Origin of the sequence: Ramlibacter sp. WS9 (assembly GCF_003797765.1) — a bacterium.
GTDB lineage: Bacteria > Pseudomonadota > Gammaproteobacteria > Burkholderiales > Burkholderiaceae_C > Ramlibacter.
The window spans coordinates 148644-167158 of record NZ_RKMB01000002.1 but is presented as its reverse complement, the minus strand read 5'-3'; the positions used below and the strand labels follow the sequence as shown (position 1 = coordinate 167158).

Genomic DNA, 18515 nt, shown 5'->3' with positions numbered 1-18515 from the left:
CCGATTCCGCCAGCGTACCGAGGTTACAGCCAGACGCCTTGTTTGCCCTCCCTTGATATGCGTCAACCCCACGGAGTTGCCGGCAGCTAAGCTTAGACACATCGATCCAATCCGGAGCCCGATTTGAAGCATGCCATCCTCGCCCCCGCAGCCTTCCTGTTTGGCACGCTTGCGTGCGGGCAAAGCGTCGCGAGCCTCAAGCTCGCGCAGGAGAAGCAGTGTCTCCAATGCCATGCCGTCGACAAGGACTCCATCGGACCGTCATTCCGCAAGATCAGCGCCACGTACAAGACGGTGACACATCCCCAGCAAAAGCTCATCGACGTAATGCGCCTTGGAAGCGCCGCCCACCTGGGCCCGATGTCTGGCTCCGCGCGAATGCCCGACATGAGCGAGCGGCCGGCCATCAATGACCAAGAGGCGAAGCAGCTCGCACGCTGGATACTGTCGGGCGCACGCTGACCGCTGACATTGCGCCAACGGACTCGCAATCGGCGATCGTCAGCCGCGCTCTGCAGGAAAGTGCATAACGTGCTAACCTGCGGGTCTGCTAGACGTTGAACAGATCGTCGCACTTCAAGGCACTACTTTCCCCACCGGCGGACTTGCAACCCCCGCGTCTTTGTCTGAGTCCCTCTCGATGTTCTCCGGCGTTGTGCACCGCGCGGCATGTTGCTGCGCGCCTCATTGAGAAAGGCTCATCCATGAGCAGCAAGATCTACGTGGGCAACCTGCCCTACTCCGTGACCGACTCGACCCTGGAAAGCAACTTTGCCGAGTTCGGCAGCGTTTCCTCCGCCAAGGTCATGATGGACCGTGAAACCGGCCGCTCCAAAGGGTTCGGTTTTGTCGAGATGGCCTCTGAGGAAGTCGCCCAGGCTGCCATCAAGGCGCTAAACGGCGTCTCCGTTGATGGACGTTCGATCACCGTGAACCTGGCCCGCCCTCGTGAAGAAGGACGTGGCCGGGACGGGTACGGCGCAGACGGTTTCAAGGCAGCCAAGCGCGCGGACATTGGCTATGGCAATGGCGGCTACGGCGGTGGCCGCTACTAACGCCAGTCGCTTCAGCAAGAACCCGCCCGGTGGCTGGTCGTACCGAAACCGCATACGTTTTTGCGAAGAGACTTCCGTACCCCGGCAAGTGGTAAAGCCATGAGAGACCTCTCACTTCCCGCACGTCGGGATAGAGCCGCCGCACCTCCATGAACAGTCCCCTCAGTTCTGTTATCTCGGAAACAAGTATGCCGACTGCACCCAGAGCACTGTCCGCCGAAGTCGCTTCTGGCGTCGCGCAAAATTGCGCGCGTTTAAGCCGATGCCGATGCCTGCGTCACGAGCGCCTTCGTCTCATTGGGCGTCATCACGGCGCAAGCCAAGCTGCTTAGCCAACCTTGACAGATATGGTTGTGTGACCCCAAGCTGCTCGGCGGCACGCGTCTGATGGCCGCCCGCACGCTCGAGAGCGCGCTGAACGATCAGCCGGCGTGCGGCCGTGACTGCCTCGTTGTACGGCAGTTCGAACAGCTCTTCGGCGCTGGCTACTGGTGTTGCGTCACTGAATGCTCCGCCCACCAATTCCTCGGATAGATCGAACAGCGAAACCGCATCACCGGCAAGCAGCGCGCATCGCTGCATCACGTTCGACAATTCGCGAACGTTGCCGGGCCAGTTGTAGCGGAGCACCGCTTGGCGCACCTCCTCGGTCAACTTCGGAGTTGCTCGCCCTGCTTCAGCGGCATGCTGCTCCAGAAGCCATTCGGCCAGCGGCAAGATGTCGCCTGCCCGCTCGCGCAACGGCGGAATCCGGATGCTGATGACTTTCAGCCGGTAGTACAGGTCCTCGCGGAAGCTGCCTTCGCGAATCGCCGCGCCCAGATCCCGGTGTGTCGCGGCAACGACCCGGATGTCGGCTTTCAGGGTGCGATCGCTTCCCAAACGCTCGTACTCCTTCTCCTGCAGCAGTCGCAACAACTTGGCCTGCAGCGCCGGCGACATCTCACCGATCTCGTCGAGGAACAAGGTGCCGCCGCGCGCCGTCTCCACGCGGCCCGCGCGCGCACGATCGGCCCCGGTGAAGGCTCCCTTCTCGTGACCGAACAGCTCACTCTCCAGTAGCTCGCCCTTGAGCAAAGCGCAATTGACGGCCAGAAAAGGCTGATCGCCGCGGCTGCTTTGCAAGTGCAGGGCCCGTGCGATCACCTCCTTGCCGGTGCCAGTCTCGCCCAGCAGCAACACAGTCGCATTGCTCGGCGCCACGCGCTCGACCGTGTCGGCAATCCGCGCCATCGCGGGGTCGCTGCCGCGCACCCACAAGTGCTTGCGCCCGAGTTCACTGCGCAAACTATGCACGTGGGCCTTCAGCCGCCGCGTCTCCAGCGCTCGCTGCACCACGAGCTGGATGGTGGTCGAATCGAAAGGCTTGGCGATGAAGTCGTACGCGCCGGCGCGCATGGCGCGCACGGCCTTGGCCATGTCGCCGTGCGCCGTGATCACGATGACCAGGGGCGCAGCCGGCAGGCTCCGAAGGCTGTCGAGCACGGTGAGCCCATCCATGCGCGGCATCTCCAGGTCCAGCAGCAGCAAGTCGGCGCCTTCGGCCATGCGCAAGGCTTCGACGCCGTCGCGCGCGACATCGACTTCGTGGCCTGCGTCCCGGAGCCGGTCGCTGAGGATGCGTGCGATGCCCGCATCGTCGTCGGCAACGACGATGCGATTCATGCCTCGGCCTCCATCGGCAGGCTCAGGACAAAGACGCTTCCTGGCGCCGCGCCACATTGCAGCGCGATGTCACCGCCATGCAGGCGCGCCAGGTTCTTGGCGATCGCGAGCCCGAGGCCGCTTCCAGCCGCGGCTTCGGCGCCATGGCCACGGTAGAAGCGCTCGAAGAGATGGGGACGGTCTTCGAGCGGCACGCCGGCTCCCTGGTCTTCCACCAGAATCTTGACGGCTTGCCGATTTGCTTCAACGCGGACATCAACTCGTGACTGCGGCGGACTGAATTTCACGGCGTTGTCCACCAGGTTGATGATGATCTGCTTGAGCTTGTCTGCGTCGGCCTGAACATGCACTGTCGATTCGCCATCGGGCATCGACAGCTGCACGCCCTTGCGGTCCGCGACGGGGCGCAGCAGCACTGCGACTTCGGCCAGCATCGGTTGCAGCGGCACGGCTGCGCGATGCAGTTCAATGTGCCCGCCTTGCAGCCTCCCCCACTCCAGCAACTCATTGACGACGCGAATCAGCCGGCCGCTGTCCTTCTCGATCATGCCCACGTATTCCTGCTGCGCTGTCGTGAGGCCGCCGGCCAGGCCGTCGCGCAGGTTCTGTGCTGAGCCGAGGATGCCGGTGAGCGGTGTGCGCAGCTCGTGCGACACGTTCGACAGCACCGCCGATCGCAGCTTGTCCAGTTCGAGCAGTTCCAGGTTGGCGGCGGCCAGGCGCATGTTCGACTCGCGCAACTCCGAGGTGCGCGCATCGACCTGCGCGGCGAGCGTTTCGTTCTGGCTCTCGATCACGAGCTGCTTGCCACGCAGCTCCTGCGTTAATGCCATCAGCTTGTGCTGGCCGAAGATCAGGTCGTCGGTACGCCTATGGTTGGCGAGGCCCTGCCAAACGATCACGCCCAGCAGCGCGAGGGCAATCAATCGTTGCGGCCAGCCGGAAGGCATCAGGGTCAGGGACAGTGCGAGCGCCACCAGCGCAAAACTCCAGCCGTTGGATTGCCACGCATGGCATTGCTTGAGCTCGAGCGTGCAGACGCTGCAGCGCCCGTAGGGCTGCGTTTCAACGTTGCGCCGTAGGACGCAATTCAGGTTGATCGCGGGACTCTTCGCCGTCGATGTTGATGTCGTGGTGATCATCGAAACCTCCTTTCAGCCAGCCGCGACGGCCGACCAGGTCGCGTCCGAGAACGTAGAACCAGCAGCCTGCGCAGAAACCCAATGTCGGCGCGATCAGAAACGAGGCCGTTGGCACCGTCAGGAGCACAAACCCAGTGATTGGAAAACCCGCCGCAATCAGCCCGAGACAGACGCCTTGCACCACCACCGAAATGGCACAGGCGCCGCGGCTCCCGCCCAGGTCGAAGTACATGTCGCCGATCCGGTGCTGGCCGCGAAAGCGCGCGAACCGCGCGACGATCTGAGCAACCGGCGCCCACCGCGGCGACACGGCCTGCAGCAGCGTGAGGATGAACGTGACGTACGCGAAGCGCACGTCCTGCGTGAAGATCGCGGCGAGCAGAAATGCCGCTTCGGCCAGGCGCTCGACGCGCATGCCCGGACCGAACTGCAACTCTCGGACTGTATCCATGGTCACCTCGATCAAAGTCTAATGATTACGGCTGCGCGGCGCCAGCAGATTCGTCATATCCAAACAGACATGGGCCATGCTGTTTTGCACATGGACGAGCCGCCTCTTTCGCGGGCCAAACTGCGTGGTTTCAGAGGAGAAGCGCGACTTCAGACAGGTTGGCACGCCATTCGCTGTACGAATTGCTCCATTCCTCAAGGAGCAACGAAATGGCAGACGAAAGCAGAGAACTGGTGGTGGTCATCACGCACGGCATCGATCACGAAGTTTCTTCGGTGGGTTTCACCATCGCCAACGGCGGGATCACCAACGGGTTGAAGGTTGCGGTCTTCCTGACCAGCGCGGCAGTGGACATCGTGCGCAAGAAGGCGGCGGACACCACGCAAGTCAAGCCGCTGGAGCCGCTGGCCGATCTGGTACGCGACTTCGTGGCGCGCGGCGGCGCCCTCTATGCCTGCACACCGTGCGTGAAAGCACGCGGCTACGAGCAGTCCGACTTCGTCGAAGGCGTGACCATCGCGGGCGCAAGCGTGATTCACGAACGCTTCCTGCGCGGCGCGGCAAGCCTGAGCTTCTGACACCTGCATTCCCATAGGAGACCATCATGACGGTACAAGTCGATCGCGCCGAGCTGGAGGGCAAGGTCAAGGCCATGTACAAGGACGTTGCCGAGCATCCGCACGGTGAATTCCACTTCGAAATGGGACGGACCATGGCTGAACGGCTGGGCTACCGTTCGGCCGACCTCGACAAGGTACCGGCTGAATCCATCGACTCCTTCGCCGGCGTCGGCTATTACTTCCACCTGCTCGACGACCTGGAAGGCGCTCGCATCCTCGACCTCGGCAGCGGATCGGGCATGGACACGTTCGTGGCGAGCCTGCTGGCGGGCCCCACGGGTTCCGTGATCGGCCTGGACATGACGGACTCGCAGCGTGCCAAGGCGGAGGGCCTGCGCCAGCGCGACGGCGTGCGCAACGTGACCTACGTCAAAGGCTACATCGACGCCGCACCATTCGAGGACGGCAGCTTCGACGTGGTCATCAGCAATGGCGTGATCAACCTCGCCGTCGACAAGCCGCAGGTGTTCCGGGAGATCGCCCGCCTGCTGCGACCCGGCGGCAAGCTGGCCCTGGCGGACATCGTGACCGACGCGCAGTTGCCGGAGAACATCACCTGCAACACCACACTGTGGGCCGCCTGTATCGGCGGTGCCTGGCAGGCCGCCCGCTACAAGGACGCCATCGAGACGGCCGGCCTGCGCGTCGTGGCCGAGCAGATCAACGACGAGTACCGCTTCCTTTCCGACAACGCGCAGGGCGCAACGAAGAAGTTCGGCGTGAAGAGCATTTCGCTGCGCGCCGACAAGGTCTGAGGACGAAATCGCGTCAAGGCGAAGTCGCGCCGGCGGGGGTCTGCGTCGAACCCTCGCCTGGCGCGCGGTCTCCACGCATTGCCGCAACCCGGAATGCCGTGGGCGTAACTCCGTAACGATCGCGAAACGCCCGATTGAACGGGCCGATGGAGCCGAAGCCCGCCTCCAGGGCCAGCGTCAGGATCGGCCGCCGCGCCAGCTGCGCATCGGAGAGCCGCGCAGCGACTTCCTGCAGCCGGAACTCGTTGACGTACGCCGCGAAATTCCTGTGGCCCAGCCGCTCGTGAATGAGCCGGCGCAGCACATATTCAGGAACAGCAACTTGCCTGGCCAAACTGTCCACCGAGAGGTCAGGCTCGCGGTAGAGCTTCTGGCCGTCCATCAACTGATGAAGCCGCTCGAGTAGCGGCTCGTCCCCGGGATCAGGCGGGGGAGCACTTGGTGCCAACGGCGGCTCAGGCGATTTGGGAGCGAAAAGGGTGTCCATCGCCGCCTGGCTTGGCTGAACCAGGAAGACGAGTGTGGCTAGCATGGTCAGGTCGATTGCCGCGGCATTTGCCAGATCGAGCCAATCCGGTGGCCGCTCGCCGAGCAGGTACACCTCGGCGAGCAGGATCATCAAGCCGTAGGCGCCCAAATAGGCAATCAGGGCCCATCGGAGCTTCCGGCGCGGCTCGACGAGGTCTCCGTCCCAGCTGCTCCATGCCCGATACAAAGCGGTGCCCAGGAAACCGAACCCCGCCAGCTTGTTCAGCACGGCGGCGGCCATGCGGGCGGAAGTGGGGATCTCAAGGTAGTCGCTGGCCGCCAGCCATCCGCTGCCCAGCAGGATCAGCAGGCCCACCCATGCGACAGGCGCAATGCGCGGCTCGTCGTCTAGTACCACCCGGGCCAGCCGCCAGAGCGCGAATGGAAAGGTGATCGCCCCCAGAAGGACCGGCAGCGCGACCGGCGTGCCGCAACAGGGCCTGGTCGGGGCCGAGCACACCAGGTACGCAGCCGCACACGCGACCATGAGCAGCAAGTCGGTGCGCTGGCGCCAGCCGCCGCGCACGGCGATGACCAGCAAAAATACCAGCGCGATCGCCACGCCGGCAGTACGAAGGAGGACGTCAAGAGGCATGGCCACGTGCGAATTCTGCAGGCTGGTCATGGTGGCATCTCGCCGAAAACCTCAATTTCAGGCCTTTTGCAGGAAACGGCAAGCATCCGAGGGTTCCGGCAAGACGGTGCAAGGCTGATTTCCTAGATTGACGGCACTTCAACCGACCGGAATCACCCATGACTTGCTTCAACGAGCTGATTTTCACCGCAGCCACGGCCTGGCCCTTCATCTGGTTCATGGACCTGATGCGCTACCTGGTCGGCGCGGGGGCGATCGTCGCGATCCTGGACGTGGCCTCGGCCGGATGGCTGCGCCGTCGCTTGGTCCGAATACGGCCTCTTGCCGATGGACAGAAGTTGCGCGAATTCGCCCGCTCGATGCGCACGGTGCTCATCTTCTCCCTCGTCGGCACCTGTGTCTGGGTGGGTTACCAACTTGGCATCAGCAAGCTCTACTTCGACGTGGACCGGTATGGCTGGCCTTGGCTGATCGCCAGCTTCTTCGTCTTCATCGTGCTGCACGATGCGTGGTTCTACTGGACGCACCGGCTCATGCACCAACCGCGACTCTTCCACTGGTTGCACCGTACGCACCACCTGTCGGTGGCGCCCACACCCTGGACCGCCTACTCGTTCTCGGCGTCGGAGGCCCTCGTGCAGGCGCTCTATCTCCCCGTCGTGCTGCTCGTCGTGCCGGCCCACCAAGCCGTCCTTTTCCTGTGGATGATCTGGATGGTGCTGCGCAACGTCATGGGGCACAGTGGTATCGAGCTGCTGCCGCGCAGTTGGCTGGCCGGCTGGTGGGGGCGCTGGCTCACCACCACGCTGCACCACGAAATGCACCATGCCTATGGCCGGCACAACTACGGGCTGTACTTCACCTGGTGGGACCGCTGGTGCGGCACCGAGCATCCGGAATACTGCCAGCGCTTGCAGGCTCTGGTGCAGGGCCTTGGCGACCGGGAACCCAGCGATGTCATCGGCGCCACGGGTGAGGTTGGGTTGAAGTCGAGGTAGATGGGTGTACTCATGTCGCACCGTGATCCAGGTTGCGCTGCGCCTCGGCTGCCGGCGCAGGATTCAGCAGTGGGTGGGTTTCCTCGCCCAGCAGGTAAAGCACCAGGCCGGACAAGCCCATGGAGACAGCAACAAAGACGAAGGCCGCGTCCATCGCGCCGCTGAAGTGTGCTGCCAGGCCCAGGCCGAGTGCACCTACGCCGTAACCCAAGTCGCGCCAGAAACGGTAGATGCCGATGGCAGTCCCGCGCCACGAGGGATGGGAGATGTCTGCAACCGCGGCGGAAAGATTGGGGTAGAGCAACGCCATCCCGAAGCCGGTGATTGCCGCCGACATCGACCACCATGCTACCCCCGCGCCCGCCAACATCAAGGCCACGCCGGCGCCACACAGCCACATTCCCCAGACGTTGGGCATGTGCCTGCCTATCCGGTCGGACAGGCGTCCGGTGAACAATTGCGAGCCTCCCCAGACGAAGCCGTACACGCCGATGACCCAGCCCACCTGGGGCAGCGTCAGGCCGCGCTGCGAGAGGTACACCGGATAGAAGACCCAGACCAGCGCATCCACGAACTTCTCGACCAGGCCAGCCTGGCTCAACGCGGCCAGGCGGCGGTCGCGCCATGACACCAGCACGAACAGCTCGCGGGTGGTCGGCTGCACCGACACACTTGCGTTGTAGCGCGGTGTGGGCCGGCCGGGATCCACACCGTGATGTGCGGCGATTTCGGCGTGCGCCCACGGCAGCGTTTCGCGCACGCCAAACACGGTCAGCACCAGCGCCACGCCGATCACCGACAGGCCGAAGACCAGGAGTCCCGTGCGCGGCCCGAACCCGGCGGCCATGTAGGCCGTCACGATTCCGGCCGCTGCGACGCCCGCGTAGCCGGCGAACTCGTTGAGCCCGAGCGTCAGCCCGCGCTCGTCGGCGCGTGTGATGTCCAGCTTGGCGGTCTGCGTCATCGACCAGCAGAAGCCCTGGTTGAACCCCAGAAGAATCGTGGCAAAGACGATCCAGTTCCAACTGGGCGCAAGCCACACGATGACCGGGATCGGCACGGCCACGAGCCACCCAAGCAGCAGCACCTTCTTGCGTCCCATGCGTTCGGAGAGACGCCCTGCAACGAAGTTGAGGACGCCTTTGACGACCCCAAAGGCGAGCACGAATGCGGAGAGCAGCAGGAATGAGTTGCGCGGCACGCCGTATTCGGCCTCGGCGATCGCGGGCACCACGGTCCGCATCATCCCGATGGTGAGGCCCACCAGCAGCACCTGCAACAGCAGATGGACGAACTGGCCGGCATTGGGCCGGATGCCGTGCTGCAGCTGCATCGCTTCAGGCCGCGGTATTGGCGGCCAGGATCGCATTCATGCCGACGGGCCGCGGCGGAATCTCGGAAGTCAGCGCGGCGACGAACGCCTCCCGGTCAAGGGATAGCAGCGCGTTGCAGCGCCTTTCGAATCCGATCGTGGAGGACGGTTTGCCGGAAAGCCCGACGCCGCACGCGCTGCCTGCCTGGTGTGCGGGAAACAGCTCAAGCTCCGGCGGCAGCTTCAGCAGCTTGTCGTGCAGGCTGTCGTACAGCATGCCGGCCATCTCGGCTTCGCGCCCCGCCAGGTCGGGCCGGCCCACAGCGCCGACGAAGAGCGTGTCTCCCGTGACCACGAACCAAGGCGCATCGCCGCGGCGCAGATCCTTGACCAGCAGGCAGACACTCTCCAGCGTGTGCCCAGGCGTGTGGAGGACCGTGACCTGCACATTGCCGATGTCCAGCTCCTGGTCATCGCGCAGCGGCTCGAAGGAGAAATCCACCACTTCGCGCGCCGCTTCATGCAGGCAATACGGCGCTCCGACCAGTGCAGCGAGCGCTCGTCCACCGGAGTAGTGGTCCGCGTGCAGATGCGTGTCCACGACGTAGCCGATGCTTACCCTCAGCGCCGCAGCCTGTTCGGCGAACCAGGATTCGTCACCCGAAACCACATCCACGGCAATCGCCTTCCCGTGCCCGATGCATCCGAACAAGTAGGAGAGCGACGCGTCCTTGGCGGTAAGTTGCTTGAAGAACATGGCGGCTCCCTTCTGCGCGCTACTTCGCCAGAGGCAAGCCGGCTGCCTGCCACTCACTCACGCCATCGAGAATCTTCGTGGCCTTGTAGCCGCGCGCGCGCAGCAGCTTCAGCGCTTCGTCCGAAAGCATGCAGAAGGGCCCGCGGCAGTAGGCGACGATCGTTTGTCGGCGCGGAAGCTCCGAAAGCCGCTGCTCCAGTTCGGCCACGGGCATCGACCGCGCGAACGGAAGATGGCCGGCCTCGTATTCTTCATGCGGCCGAACGTCGATCACGACGACTTCGCCGCGCTTGGCCTGTTCCATCAGAGCTTTTCCACCGACACCGGAAAGCTTCTCTGGCTGCGCGATCATCTGGTCGACGGCCATGCGCAGCTCCAGCAGGTGCTCCTGCGCAACCTCGCGCAAACTCACCCAAAGCGCGGCGACATCCTTGCCACTAAGCCGGTAGCAGATGTACTTACCATCGCGCCGACTCTCGACCAACCGCGCCTCGCGCAGCGCCTTCAGGTGCGCACTGGCCAGTTTCACGTCGATCGACAGCTCGACGCTCAAAGCTTCGACAGTTTTCTCCCCCTGGGCCAGCACTTCCAGCATCTCCAGCCGCTTGGGGCTGGCGACTGCCTTGCCGATGCGGGCGACTTGCTCGTACAGCAGATCCTTGAGCGCTCGCTTTTTCATTCTGTCATTCTAATGCTTATTGGAATGATCGAGCTAGGTCTTCGGTTTCGCACCGCACGAAGTCGGGAACCGTGGCTGCTCAGATGGCCACCTAGCCGTTGACGGAGTCTTCGCGTGGCGACTTGGCTCACCTCGACCGCAAGGCAGCCGCTTTCCGCGCAGCCCCATGGAGGCCCGCTTCTGGCCGAAAGCGGCCCTCGTGCGCACCAGGGCCAATCAGAATTCAGCTCTCACTCAAGGGTGAATCCAACTTTCATCGTCACTTGCCAGTGGGCGACCTTGCCGTCTTGTATGTGGCCGCGTGTCTCGACGATCTCGAACCATTGCATGTTGCGAACGGTTTCGTGCGCCTTGGCAATGGCGGAAGTGACGGCATCTTCAATGCCCACAGGCGACGACCCGGTGAGCTCGACGGTTTTGTAGACGTGCTTGGACATGGCGGCTCCTTGCTGGAGATGGACATGAAAGCAGTATGGCTGCTTTCGACCCCCAGGAGTCGTTCACGGCTTAATGAACCCGCAGCACCTCAAATTGCTGTCGGATTGAAGCGACCTGTATCGACACCTCATCACCCTCGCATTTGCCCAGCATGGCCCTGCCCAAAGGGGCTTCGCCGCTGATGACCTGAACCAGCTGAGTGCCGCTGACCAACTTCATGCTGCCCCCATCCGGGCCGAGAAAGAGGTGTTGCTGCTTGTCGTCGGAATCGACCAGGCAGACCAGCGCGCCGAGCTGTATACCTTTTCTGACGTCGTAGGAAGGCGGGCGGAATTGGCGCCAATTGGCCAGCGCCTTACGGATGGCTTCGGCGCGCCGAACTTGGCCGGTGGCCAAGTAGGCGGCTTCGAGTCCCAATGTGTCGTATTTGTTTTCGGCGATGTTTTCTTCGTGGGTCGCCGTTTCATGGGCCGCCCGCACTGCCTGTTCGGCTTGCAGCAGGTCTTCAGCGAGCCGATTCAGCACCTGCTGTTGCAGCAAGAATTTATCCATGACGAAAGGTAGGCATCTCAGACAAGCGGGGGCAGGCCTTGATTATGAAGGGCTCCACCAGCCGTCGACCCGATTGCGGTTTCGGCAGTGCGCCGTCAATCTTTCAAACGGTCGCGCCGTCCGGGCGAGTTCTTCAACACCATAGACCCATTGCAGCCGTCATCTTCCACGTCTTCCCCTGCCAAGTCACTGCCCGCGCCGCAGGAGAGGAACTCCCGCGCTCGCACTCTGGATAGCTGTCATCCGAGTTTTGGCCTTCATCGGCGCGCGGTTTCCGTCAATACTGCCCTGACTCGCAACAACCAGGTGCCCTCGATGGATCGCTTCCCTGCCTTTCCCCGCCGTCTTGCGCGACGCACCTTCGTCACGGGGCTCGCCGCTGGAGCCCTGTTCGCATTCGCGCCAGCCATGGCCCAGGCGCCTGCCAGGCCGATCAAGATCGTGGTCCCCTTCGCACCCGGCGGGGCGCAGGACATCATCGGCCGGTACCTGGCGACACATCTTGCGAGCCGTCTCGGCACGACGGTCATCGTCGAGAACAAGGCCGGCGCGGGCGGCGTGATCGCCGCCGACGCGGTCGCCAAGGCACCGGCGGACGGAACGACGCTCCTGCTCGCCACCGGTGGCGCGATCTCCATCGCCCCCAATCTGCTGTCGAAACTGCCGTACCGGCCGCGCGAAGACTTCGTGCCGATCGCGATGGTGGCGGAAACGCCGATGGTGGTGGCGGTACGCACCGAGAGCAGCTGGCGCACCTTGCCCGACCTGCTGAAGGCCGCGAAGGAACAACCCGGGAAGGTGACCTATGCGTCGACCGGCAACGGCACGGTCTCACACCTGACGGGCGAACTGCTCGCCCAGGCATCCGGCGTCAAGCTCACGCACGTGCCCTACCGGGGCGCGGCGCCGGCCATCGTTGACTTGCTGAGCGGGCAGGTGGCCGCCATCGTGACCAGCGCCGCCTCGATCGAAACGATGGTGGAGGGTGGCAAGGCCCGCGTGCTCGCCAGCTTCACGACCGCGCCGATCGCCAACCTGCCCCGCGTGCCGACGGTGCAGCAGGCCACCGGCATCTCCGGGCTCGCGGTACCGGTATGGGTTGGCTTGCTCGCCCCTGCCAAGACGCCCCAGGCGATGCAGGACCGGCTGGCCGCGGAAGTGCTCACTGTCTGCCGCCTCCCCGAAACCCAGCGGCGCCTGCGCGAATCGGGCGCGGAAGCCACCTGCGCCGGCAGCGCCGATTTCGCCCAGGTGATCGCCGAGGACTCGCAGCGCTGGGAGCGCGTCACCCGCCAGGGAAACATCAAGGGCGAGTGAGGCACATCGAGTGAAGGTTGGAATCGTCGGTTGCGGCGCAATCGCGCTCGCCAGTGCGGCATGGATGGTTCACCGCGGCCATGAGGTGACGCTGTGGGCACCGCGCGGCAACGGCGCGCAGGTGCTGCGCAAGGAAGCGCTGACGTCGTCGGGTGTGCTGGAAGCGGCCGTGCACGTGGGCGTGGCGGACAGTGCAGCCGAACTTGCGGCGCAGGCGGACGCCCTGCTGGTGGCCGTGCCGCTGAACGGCCACCGCGCGGTCATGGACGCATTGCTGCCGCACCTGCGTGCGGGCCAGCTGGTCATCGTCAGCTCCATGGCATCCCTGTCCTCGCTATACCTGTACGAGGCGGCGCTGACGCGCGGGGTGTCCATCACCGTCGCCAGCTTCGGCACCACCGTGCTGACCGCTCGCCGGCAATCCGCGGCGCACGTGCGCATCATGACGCGGCGTACTTCGCTGGGGGTTTCCTGCCTGCCGCATTCGGGCGAACAGCAGGCCTTGACGACGTGCAAAGCGCTGTTCGGCGACGGCTTCACCACCGACGAGAACGCGCTGGCCACTGCCCTCACGAACGTCAATCCGGTGGTGCACGCACCGCTGGCCTTGTTCAACTGGACGCGGATCGAGCGGGGCGAGAACTGGCCGCAGTACCACTTCATGACGCCGCGCGTGGCGGCCGTCATCGAGCAGCTCGACGCCGAGCGCAGGGCCGTGGCGGGCGCCTTCGGCCTGCGCGTGCGGACCATAGAGCGGCACTTCGCCCAGTCGTTCAACACACAGGCGCAGCACCTCGCCGACATCGCCGCCGAACTGCACGACAAGCGCGGCGGCCCGCCCGGCCCGACGGACGTGCAGACGCGCTTCCTCTCGGAGGACGTTCCCTACGGGCTCGTCTTCACCCTGGCCCTCAGCCACGTGGCCCAGGTGCCGGCGCCCGCGACGCAAGCCATCGCGACGATGGCGGGACTGATCGTCGGCGAAGACTTCGTCGCGGCCAACGACCTGATCTTCGCGCTGCGGTTGCCGGCCGAGTCGGTGAACGGCCTGCTGGCGCGGGTGAACGCCAACCGATGACCACGCACCGGCAACAGGCAGGGGGCGCTAAGATCGGCGTGCCCGCCGCACGTGGGCCAGACCCACATGGAAACCCGCATCCTGGAAACCTTCCTGCTCGTCGCGGAATCGGGTGGCCTCTCGAGCGCGGCCAGCATCCTTGGCGTGCCTCAATCGCAAGTGAGCCGGCACGTGAAGGAACTCGAGGAAGCCTGCGGTGCGCCGCTGCTGTACCGGCACGGCCGCGGCGTGAGCCTCACGCTGGCAGGCGAGCGGTTGCGGGAAAGCGTGCGGCCGCTTCTCACGCAGTTGCAGGAAGCGCTGGCCAATGCCGCCGCCCAGGACCGCACACCCGCCGGCCCGGTCGACCTTGCCCTTTCTCCATCGTTCATCCGTGCCGCCGGGCTGCGCCTGCTCGACGCCATGGCCGCCGAGTACCCGGATGTGCGCGTTCGCCTCGTGAGCGGCAATTCGCGCTACATCTACGAGTGGGTCCTTCACGCGCAGGTCGACATCGGGGTGCTCAGCGACGTGGGCATATCGTCACAGCTTGTGCTCGAAGAACTCGGCGCCGCCCGGGTGGTGCTGGCAGCGCGGCCGGACTTTCCCCTTCCGCCGCAGGGGTTCGTCCCGTCGGATTTCGAGGGCCTGCCGCTGCGCCTTCCCAGCCCCGGCCAAGGCCTGCGCCGGCACATCGACCTGTGGGCGGCCAAGCAAGGGATCCAGCTGAATGCCGCCTACGAGATCGACGACATCGACATGACCAAGGAGATCATCGCGGCCGGGCGCGCGGCCGCCATCGTGTCCCGGCTGTCGATCTACCGCGAGCTCGCCGAGGGCACTTTCGTGGAGCGTTCGCTGGGCGAAGAATTCAAGGTGAGGACGGTGCTGGCCACCGCCCGCAATCGTCCGGTCACGCCGGCCATGAAGGCGACGATCAACACGCTCAGGGCGGTATCGGCGCCGCTCTTCATCGCGGTCGGATAGCGTCAGCCGGCGTAGGTCAGCGGCAATTCCGTCGTGAACTTCAGTTCCTCCATTGCGAAACTCGAGCTCACGTCGGAAATCGCCGTATCGGCCGTCATACGCTTGTAGACGCGGTCGTACGCGGCGATATCCGGAACGACCACCTTCAAGAGATAGTCGATGTCGCCGCTCATGCGGTAGAACTCGACGACTTCGGGAATGAGCTCCACCGTGCTCTTGAAGCGCTTGAACCACGCCTCGGTATGCGTGCTGGTTTTCACCGCGACGAACACGGTGACGCCGACATTGACCTTTTGCGCATCGACCAGCATCACGTTGCGCGTGATGACGCCGGCCTCGCGCAGGCGCTGGATCCGGCGCCAGCAAGGCGTCTGCGACAAACCGACGCGGGCGGCCAGCTCCGAGATCTGCAGGCCCGCGTCCCGCTGCACGGATTCGAGAATCTTCAGGTCGATGGCATCGAGTTTGAGGGCGGGCATGGCGTGGAAGATTCTTCTACAAAGGACCGATTCTCCAGTCTACAACGCAAAAATCTTCCACACCCCATTTGGAAGAATCAGTCCAATGGAAATTTACCTCGATTGCAACGCCACGACGCAGGTGCTCGCCAGCGCGCAGCGGGCTGCGGTGTCGGCCATGGCCGATGACTTCGCGAACCCCAGCAGCACACACAGCGCCGGGTTGCGGTCAAGAGCCGTGCTCGACTCCGTCCGGGCCGCCGCCCGGCGCGTGATGGGCGCGCCGCAGGGGCGCCTGTTCTTCACGAGCGGCGCGACCGAAGGCATTCACACCGCAGTCCTTTCCGCCCTGGCGGCGGTGCGACATTCGGAAGGCCCGGCGCGTCCCACACTCCTGCTGTATGGCGGCACCGAGCACAAGGCCGTGCCGGAAGCGCTTGCGCATTGGAACGCCGTCCTCGGCCTGGGGCTGCAGCTTCGAGCCATTCCCGTTGGACGCGACGGCCGCCACGACCTAGGCTGGCTGGCGGACCACGTGGCGCAAGCGGCCATGGTGTGCACGATGGCCGCCAACAACGAGACGGGGGTGATCAGCGATCTGGAGGGCATCGCCGCCGTCCTCGAAGGAACCCAAGCACTTTGGCTCGTCGACAGCGTGCAGGCGCTGGGCAAACTGCCGCTGCACCTCGCGGATCTGCCCATCGACTATGCGCCGGTGTCGGGGCACAAGTTGTTCGCACCCAAGGGCGTGGGCATCCTGTATGTACGCGAAGGCGCGCCCTTCACCCCGATGTTCACGGGCGGCGGCCAGGAGGAGGGCTGGCGCTCCGGCACCGAGAACATGTCGGGTATCGCCGCATTCGGTGCCGTGCTGTCGGAGATGGAGCATGGAAAGCTCTTGCAGCCGTCGGCGACGCTCGCGGCCTACCGCGAGCAATTGGTGGCCGCACTGAGTGGCGCATTTCCCGGCGTCGTCTTCAACGCGCCGCTGGACAACAGCTTGCCCACCACCGTCAATTTTTCGGTGCCGGGGCTCGGCTCCAAGCTGCTTCTCGATCTGTTCGATTCCGCGGGCTTGCGGGTCAGCGGCGGCTCCGCGTGCAGTGCGTCGCAGGCTGCGCCGAGCCACGTGCTCGAAGCCATGGGTTTGCCTCAGTGGCAAACAGCCTCGGCGATCCGGATGTCATTCGCCCCGGACGTCGACGCGGGCACGATTGCGGTCGCCTGCACGCGCATCCGCGATTGCGGCGAATCGGCCAGAGCCAGCTGCCTCCTGCCGGCTGCAGCCGCGACGTCGGTTGCGCCACCGGAACTGGTCACGCGCTTTGCCGTCGACGGGGCCTGCTGCTATCTTGTGGCGGACGCTCCCAGCCGCCGCTGCGTGGTGATCGACCCGCTGCCGGAACTGAAGGATCGCATCGCCAACTGGTTCAAGTGCAACCCCTACACCCTTGTTGCGGTTCTCGACACCCACAGTCACGGCGGCGAGCGCGATGCGCTCGGATGGCCGATCGGCGAGGAGTCGATCGCGCTGGGTCAACACCGCTTGCGCCGCATTCGGGTTCCCGGGCACACGGTGGATTCGACGATGTACCTGCTGCATCGGGGCGATGACCTTGTCTTTGCATTTGTCGGCGATACCGTCATGCCCGGCTCCTCGTTGCGCGCCTTCGGCAACGCAACGGGACAGAACGCATTGCTCTTGCCGGGCCATGACCACGACGATCATTTCGCCAGCACGCTCCGCACCGAGGGGGTTGGAGGTTGCTCCCGCGACGAGCGGGTCGCGTTGTCACGCCGCGAATTCGACAAGATCGCCGCGGATGGCCAACTATGCATCGTGGTGGACGTGCGCGAGGCTTTTGAACAGAAGCTGGGACTGGCCCCGGCGTTCGAAACCGCGGTGCAGCGCCAGTCGGCTCCGCTCTCCACGCTGGTGAACGCGCTGCCCCGGTGGCTCGCTTCGCCCGACAGGCACGTCGTCTTCTATTGCCGCTCCGGCAACCGCAGTGCCCAAGCCGCTCGCGCCCTTCGCCGCCTCGGCCACGGGCGCGCGTGGAGCCTGGAGGGCGGGCTCGCGCTTAACATATGACCGACCGTTCATCGCCTCCTCGAAGGAAACCCATGTTCACGCTGCCCTCGACCCTGTTCCATCGCGGCCCGATGGCCGCCATCATCGCCGCCTGCGCGGCCATGGCGCTTCAAGTCGCCCATGCGCAACCTGCTGCATCCTGGCCCACGCGGCCCATCACGCTCATCATGGGTTTTCCTGCCGGTTCCGGCGTCGACGTGGTGGCACGCTCCATCCAGGAGCCCCTGAGCCAGAGCCTGGGCCAGCCGATCATCATCGACTACAAATCCGGGGCAGCCGGCAACATTGCCAGCGAATACGTGGCGCGAGCCAAAGCCGATGGCTATACCCTGGCGTTCGGCACTGCCGCCACCCATGGCAGCAACGCCGCCTTGTACAAGAAGCTCACCTTCGATGTGGAAGCCGACTTCGTGCCTGTTTCCCCCGTGCTCGACGTCTCCAACGTGTTGATGGTCAACCCCGACATCGTCCCCGCCACCACGCTCAAGGAATTCGTGGCACTCATCAAGGCCAACCCGGGCAAGTACAACTTCGCATCCACCGGCAATGGCACGGGCACCCATATGGCCTTTGCCGAGTTCAATGCGCGGCTGGGCCTCACCATGACGCATGTGCCCTACAAGGGTGGCCCCGAAGCCCTGACTTCGGTGGTGCGCGGTGAAACCTGCTGCGTCATGAGCCAGGTGCAGACCGCGCTGCCGCACTACAAGGCCGGCAAGGTCCGCCTGCTGGGCGTGACGACCGCCAAACCCGTGGCTGCGATTCCCGAGGTCCCGACCATCGCCTCCAGCGGAGTGCCGGGTGCCCAAGGGTTTGACAGCTCCATCTGGTTCGGCGTGTTCGCGCCCGCTGGCACCGACCCCGCCATCGTCGACAAGCTCAATGCAGCCATCGCCGCCGTGGTGCAGCAGCCCGACATCCGCAGCAGGTTCGAAAGCCAAGGCAACACCCTGCGCATCGAAACGCCGGCGCAGTTCAAGCAGACCGTGCACAACAACCGCATCAAGTGGGCAGAAGTCATCAAGGCTGCCTCCATCCAACTGAACTGAACCCGTCC

Annotated in this window: 20 protein-coding genes; 10 read left to right on the top strand and 10 right to left on the bottom strand. The window is 64.7% G+C overall.

Features of this window, described 5'->3' with window-relative positions; translation table 11 throughout:
• Positions 1 to 123 precede the first annotated feature (123 nt).
• The gene (locus EEB15_RS03685; RefSeq protein WP_141508185.1) at positions 124 to 462 is read left to right on the top strand and encodes a c-type cytochrome; all 339 of its coding nucleotides are present in this window, start codon (positions 124 to 126) and stop codon (positions 460 to 462) included.
• Between the two features lie 242 nt (positions 463 to 704).
• A complete protein-coding gene (locus EEB15_RS03680; RefSeq protein WP_141508184.1) occupies positions 705 to 1055 on the top strand; it encodes an RNA-binding protein in 351 nt (116 codons plus the stop codon).
• A gap of 294 nt (positions 1056 to 1349) precedes the next feature.
• On the opposite strand, the gene EEB15_RS03675 is transcribed toward EEB15_RS03680, so the two are convergent.
• The 3 genes from EEB15_RS03675 to EEB15_RS03665 are packed head-to-tail and all read right to left on the bottom strand — an operon-like array spanning position 1350 to position 4319.
• Complete coding sequence (locus EEB15_RS03675) at positions 1350 to 2720, bottom strand: sigma-54 dependent transcriptional regulator (protein ID WP_141508183.1); 1371 nt, start codon at positions 2718 to 2720, stop codon at positions 1350 to 1352.
• Positions 2717 to 3862 (bottom strand): sensor histidine kinase KdpD, encoded by a 1146-nt coding sequence (locus EEB15_RS03670; protein WP_141508182.1) that lies wholly within the window; start codon positions 3860 to 3862, stop codon positions 2717 to 2719. Before EEB15_RS03670 ends, EEB15_RS03675 begins: the two co-directional genes overlap by 4 nt.
• Positions 3786 to 4319: a DUF4395 family protein gene (locus tag EEB15_RS03665; RefSeq protein WP_233259366.1), complete on the bottom strand. Its 534-nt coding sequence runs from the start codon at positions 4317 to 4319 to the stop codon at positions 3786 to 3788. The genes EEB15_RS03670 and EEB15_RS03665 overlap by 77 nt, the downstream gene beginning before the upstream one ends.
• 203 nt (positions 4320 to 4522) lie before the next feature.
• Between EEB15_RS03665 and EEB15_RS03660 the strand changes: the two genes are divergently transcribed.
• Positions 4523 to 4891, top strand: a complete 369-nt coding sequence (locus tag EEB15_RS03660; RefSeq protein WP_141508180.1) for a DsrE family protein — start codon at positions 4523 to 4525, stop codon at positions 4889 to 4891.
• A gap of 26 nt (positions 4892 to 4917) precedes the next feature.
• Positions 4918 to 5688, top strand: a complete 771-nt coding sequence (locus EEB15_RS03655) for a methyltransferase domain-containing protein (RefSeq protein ID WP_141508179.1) — start codon at positions 4918 to 4920, stop codon at positions 5686 to 5688.
• A gap of 13 nt (positions 5689 to 5701) precedes the next feature.
• Here EEB15_RS03655 and EEB15_RS03650 read toward each other — a convergent pair whose 3' ends face one another.
• On the bottom strand, positions 5702 to 6841 hold the full coding sequence (locus EEB15_RS03650; protein WP_141508178.1) for a helix-turn-helix transcriptional regulator: 1140 nt from the start codon (positions 6839 to 6841) through the stop codon (positions 5702 to 5704).
• 128 nt (positions 6842 to 6969) lie between these two features.
• Here EEB15_RS03650 and EEB15_RS03645 point away from each other — a divergent pair, with 128 nt between their 5' ends.
• Entirely contained in the window at positions 6970 to 7809 is an 840-nt protein-coding gene (locus EEB15_RS03645) for a sterol desaturase family protein (protein WP_141508177.1), read from the top strand.
• Between the two features lie 10 nt (positions 7810 to 7819).
• Here the strand turns inward: EEB15_RS03645 and EEB15_RS03640 are convergent, their stop codons facing one another.
• The 5 genes from EEB15_RS03640 to EEB15_RS03620 all read right to left on the bottom strand — a co-directional run bounded on the left by EEB15_RS03640 (position 7820) and on the right by EEB15_RS03620 (position 11547).
• Positions 7820 to 9142, bottom strand: coding sequence for an MFS transporter (locus tag EEB15_RS03640; RefSeq protein WP_141508176.1), 1323 nt, complete (start codon positions 9140 to 9142; stop codon positions 7820 to 7822).
• A gap of 4 nt (positions 9143 to 9146) precedes the next feature.
• Positions 9147 to 9878 (bottom strand): MBL fold metallo-hydrolase, encoded by a 732-nt coding sequence (locus EEB15_RS03635; RefSeq protein WP_141508175.1) that lies wholly within the window; start codon positions 9876 to 9878, stop codon positions 9147 to 9149.
• A gap of 19 nt (positions 9879 to 9897) precedes the next feature.
• Positions 9898 to 10557 (bottom strand): metalloregulator ArsR/SmtB family transcription factor, encoded by a 660-nt coding sequence (locus EEB15_RS03630; protein WP_141508174.1) that lies wholly within the window; start codon positions 10555 to 10557, stop codon positions 9898 to 9900.
• 230 nt (positions 10558 to 10787) lie between these two features.
• Entirely contained in the window at positions 10788 to 10994 is a 207-nt protein-coding gene (locus tag EEB15_RS03625) for a dodecin (RefSeq protein ID WP_141508173.1), read from the bottom strand.
• Positions 10995 to 11064: 70 nt separating this feature from the next.
• A complete protein-coding gene (locus tag EEB15_RS03620) occupies positions 11065 to 11547 on the bottom strand; it encodes a GreA/GreB family elongation factor (RefSeq protein ID WP_141508172.1) in 483 nt (160 codons plus the stop codon).
• Between the two features lie 315 nt (positions 11548 to 11862).
• Here EEB15_RS03620 and EEB15_RS03615 point away from each other — a divergent pair, with 315 nt between their 5' ends.
• The 3 genes from EEB15_RS03615 to EEB15_RS03605 all read left to right on the top strand — a co-directional run bounded on the left by EEB15_RS03615 (position 11863) and on the right by EEB15_RS03605 (position 14908).
• Positions 11863 to 12864: a tripartite tricarboxylate transporter substrate binding protein gene (locus EEB15_RS03615; protein ID WP_141508171.1), complete on the top strand. Its 1002-nt coding sequence runs from the start codon at positions 11863 to 11865 to the stop codon at positions 12862 to 12864.
• A gap of 10 nt (positions 12865 to 12874) precedes the next feature.
• On the top strand, positions 12875 to 13942 hold the full coding sequence (locus tag EEB15_RS03610; RefSeq protein WP_141508170.1) for an NAD/NADP octopine/nopaline dehydrogenase family protein: 1068 nt from the start codon (positions 12875 to 12877) through the stop codon (positions 13940 to 13942).
• 66 nt (positions 13943 to 14008) lie between these two features.
• Positions 14009 to 14908 (top strand): LysR family transcriptional regulator, encoded by a 900-nt coding sequence (locus EEB15_RS03605; protein WP_141508169.1) that lies wholly within the window; start codon positions 14009 to 14011, stop codon positions 14906 to 14908.
• A 2-nt stretch (positions 14909 to 14910) separates the two neighbouring features.
• Here EEB15_RS03605 and EEB15_RS03600 read toward each other — a convergent pair whose 3' ends face one another.
• Positions 14911 to 15387, bottom strand: coding sequence for an Lrp/AsnC family transcriptional regulator (locus tag EEB15_RS03600; protein ID WP_141508168.1), 477 nt, complete (start codon positions 15385 to 15387; stop codon positions 14911 to 14913).
• A gap of 85 nt (positions 15388 to 15472) precedes the next feature.
• On the opposite strand from EEB15_RS03600, the gene EEB15_RS03595 reads away from it, so the two are divergent.
• Both EEB15_RS03595 and EEB15_RS03590 read left to right on the top strand, forming a co-directional pair.
• Entirely contained in the window at positions 15473 to 17458 is a 1986-nt protein-coding gene (locus tag EEB15_RS03595) for an aminotransferase class V-fold PLP-dependent enzyme (protein WP_141508167.1), read from the top strand.
• Positions 17459 to 17529: 71 nt separating this feature from the next.
• Entirely contained in the window at positions 17530 to 18507 is a 978-nt protein-coding gene (locus EEB15_RS03590) for a tripartite tricarboxylate transporter substrate binding protein (protein WP_141508594.1), read from the top strand.
• Positions 18508 to 18515 lie beyond the last annotated feature (8 nt).

Excerpts from the sequence above, each read along its gene's own strand:
- EEB15_RS03635 (WP_141508175.1), bottom strand. The coding sequence starts at position 9,878 with ATGTTCTTCAAGCAACTTACCGCCAAGGACGCGTCGCTCTCCTACTTG.
- EEB15_RS03595 (WP_141508167.1), top strand. The coding sequence starts at position 15,473 with ATGGAAATTTACCTCGATTGCAACGCCACGACGCAGGTGCTCGCCAGC.
- EEB15_RS03605 (WP_141508169.1), top strand. The coding sequence starts at position 14,009 with ATGGAAACCCGCATCCTGGAAACCTTCCTGCTCGTCGCGGAATCGGGT.
- EEB15_RS03660 (WP_141508180.1), top strand. The coding sequence starts at position 4,523 with ATGGCAGACGAAAGCAGAGAACTGGTGGTGGTCATCACGCACGGCATC.
- EEB15_RS03670 (WP_141508182.1), bottom strand. The coding sequence starts at position 3,862 with ATGATCACCACGACATCAACATCGACGGCGAAGAGTCCCGCGATCAAC.
- EEB15_RS03615 (WP_141508171.1), top strand. The coding sequence starts at position 11,863 with ATGGATCGCTTCCCTGCCTTTCCCCGCCGTCTTGCGCGACGCACCTTC.
- EEB15_RS03645 (WP_141508177.1), top strand. The coding sequence starts at position 6,970 with ATGACTTGCTTCAACGAGCTGATTTTCACCGCAGCCACGGCCTGGCCC.
- EEB15_RS03680 (WP_141508184.1), top strand. The coding sequence starts at position 705 with ATGAGCAGCAAGATCTACGTGGGCAACCTGCCCTACTCCGTGACCGAC.
- EEB15_RS03600 (WP_141508168.1), bottom strand. The coding sequence starts at position 15,387 with ATGCCCGCCCTCAAACTCGATGCCATCGACCTGAAGATTCTCGAATCC.
- EEB15_RS03640 (WP_141508176.1), bottom strand. The coding sequence starts at position 9,142 with ATGCAGCTGCAGCACGGCATCCGGCCCAATGCCGGCCAGTTCGTCCAT.
- EEB15_RS03675 (WP_141508183.1), bottom strand. The coding sequence starts at position 2,720 with ATGAATCGCATCGTCGTTGCCGACGACGATGCGGGCATCGCACGCATC.
- EEB15_RS03650 (WP_141508178.1), bottom strand. The coding sequence starts at position 6,841 with ATGACCAGCCTGCAGAATTCGCACGTGGCCATGCCTCTTGACGTCCTC.
- EEB15_RS03625 (WP_141508173.1), bottom strand. The coding sequence starts at position 10,994 with ATGTCCAAGCACGTCTACAAAACCGTCGAGCTCACCGGGTCGTCGCCT.
- EEB15_RS03620 (WP_141508172.1), bottom strand. The coding sequence starts at position 11,547 with ATGGATAAATTCTTGCTGCAACAGCAGGTGCTGAATCGGCTCGCTGAA.
- EEB15_RS03655 (WP_141508179.1), top strand. The coding sequence starts at position 4,918 with ATGACGGTACAAGTCGATCGCGCCGAGCTGGAGGGCAAGGTCAAGGCC.
- EEB15_RS03630 (WP_141508174.1), bottom strand. The coding sequence starts at position 10,557 with ATGAAAAAGCGAGCGCTCAAGGATCTGCTGTACGAGCAAGTCGCCCGC.
- EEB15_RS03590 (WP_141508594.1), top strand. The coding sequence starts at position 17,530 with ATGGCCGCCATCATCGCCGCCTGCGCGGCCATGGCGCTTCAAGTCGCC.